Origin of the sequence: Waltera intestinalis (assembly GCF_009695995.1) — a bacterium.
Taxonomy (GTDB): domain Bacteria; phylum Bacillota; class Clostridia; order Lachnospirales; family Lachnospiraceae; genus Acetatifactor; species Acetatifactor intestinalis.
In genome coordinates this window covers 1-1,476 of record NZ_VUMU01000039.1, presented here as the reverse complement: position 1 = coordinate 1,476, position 1,476 = coordinate 1, and the positions used below count along the sequence as shown (strand labels likewise).

Genomic DNA, 1,476 nt, shown 5'->3' with positions numbered 1-1,476 from the left:
ACATATCCTGCTCCCTTTTGCCTTTTTTCTTTACCGGTCGGGGAGTGGATTCTTCCAGCTGTTCCGGTTCCGGGGCATCCAGATCGCAGACAGCTTCTGCCTCATTGAAGAAAACAATAGTTCCATCCACTTCCATGAAGCTGATCTGACCGGCATCCGCCATTTTTTCGGAAGACCGTCCAAAACGGTTTCTGTTTGCCAGAACCATCTGCTCCATCATAAGCTGCATCTTTTCATTGAGGGAACGGACTTCAGCGGTCAGGGTCTCCAGCTGTTCCTGCTGGTTCAGAAACATCTGGATCAGAAGGGACTTGTCAACGGTATTCAGTTGTTCTTCTGTGTATCTGACTGCCATAGTGGGGCTCCTTTTCTTACTGGGTCCATTATAGCAGATATGGTACATTTCCGCCAGCCGGCGGCTGTTTTCCCTTCGTCATTATGACGGTGGATAACAGTACTGAAAACCTGAGAGTTCACTGCTTCCTTTCAGATTTTCAGTACGGTTATCCACAAATGCCCTGCCTTCCCAGACGTATGGAGGGCAGGACAGAACCATTGTGGATAAACAGCAGACAGTAAATCCACAGGGATAAAACTGTCCACAAAAAATTTCTGCGAAATGCACAAAACTTAAAAAAGCTTCTTCGGGTCCTCTGTCTGCTCTATCGGGTGTCTGGCAACGATCTCCAGTCCCTGCATGAGCATTGCGTACTGATCCGGAGTGATCGCCAGTGCTTCTTCGCTGTTTCTCGGCCAGTTAAAAGCTCCGGTATCCAGCCGCTTGTATAATAACAGGAAGCCATCTCCCTCCCACAGGAGTCCCTTGATACGGTCTGTTCTCTTGCCACAGAACAGAAACAGGGAATTTCTGTCGTAGGGATCCAGATGAAAACGGAAGCGTATGATGTTGGCCAGTCCTTCCATGCCTCTGCGCAGATCCGTGTATCCGGTGGCAAGATATATTTTGTGGAATCCGGAAGCATCATTGAGCATGGCTGGCTGCTCCTATCAGGTTTCTGAGGAACTCCGTTGATGCGTCATTATAGATATCTATGGTAATTCCGCTTTCTGTATGAAGTGTTGCAGCTACAGGGGAATGTGTCTGGGAGACTTTAGCCGGTATATTTTCTGCTGGTGCTGTGAGTTCCACGAAGGAAGGGGCTGGATCGCAAAATTCCAGACAGGCCTCCCGTACCCGGCGCAGGCGATAATAATAGTTCGCCTTTGTTATGCCATGCTCCTGACACCAGACATCGACTTTCATATCAGAGGGACGATTCTGGCAGTCCCTGATCTGGTCGGCCCACTGCTGTAGGCGGATCTGTTCTGCAACTAAACTGGTTTGAGTGTTCATAGTCTGACCTCCTGACGCTGGTCAAAAAAGTTAAGCGCTAAACTTTTTTGACTGTGTATAGTATGAGACTATTATTGCAGATGAAAGTTGATTGCAAAAGGTACTTGCTATGGAGCATTTAC

The 1,476-nt window shown here is 48.1% G+C and carries 3 protein-coding genes; all 3 read right to left on the bottom strand.

Annotated elements, in window-relative coordinates; genetic code table 11:
• Positions 1-355: IS66 family transposase (locus tag FYJ59_RS13820; protein ID WP_205839564.1), on the bottom strand; the 355-nt coding region annotated here is incomplete at its 3' end.
• Between the two features lie 275 nt (positions 356-630).
• A complete protein-coding gene (tnpB, locus tag FYJ59_RS13815; protein ID WP_154498924.1) occupies positions 631-993 on the bottom strand; it encodes an IS66 family insertion sequence element accessory protein TnpB in 363 nt (120 codons plus the stop codon).
• The gene (gene tnpA / locus FYJ59_RS13810; RefSeq protein ID WP_154498922.1) at positions 983-1,354 is read right to left on the bottom strand and encodes an IS66 family insertion sequence element accessory protein TnpA; all 372 of its coding nucleotides are present in this window, start codon (positions 1,352-1,354) and stop codon (positions 983-985) included. The genes tnpB and tnpA overlap by 11 nt, the downstream gene beginning before the upstream one ends.
• Between the last annotated feature and the right edge of the window lie 122 nt (positions 1,355-1,476).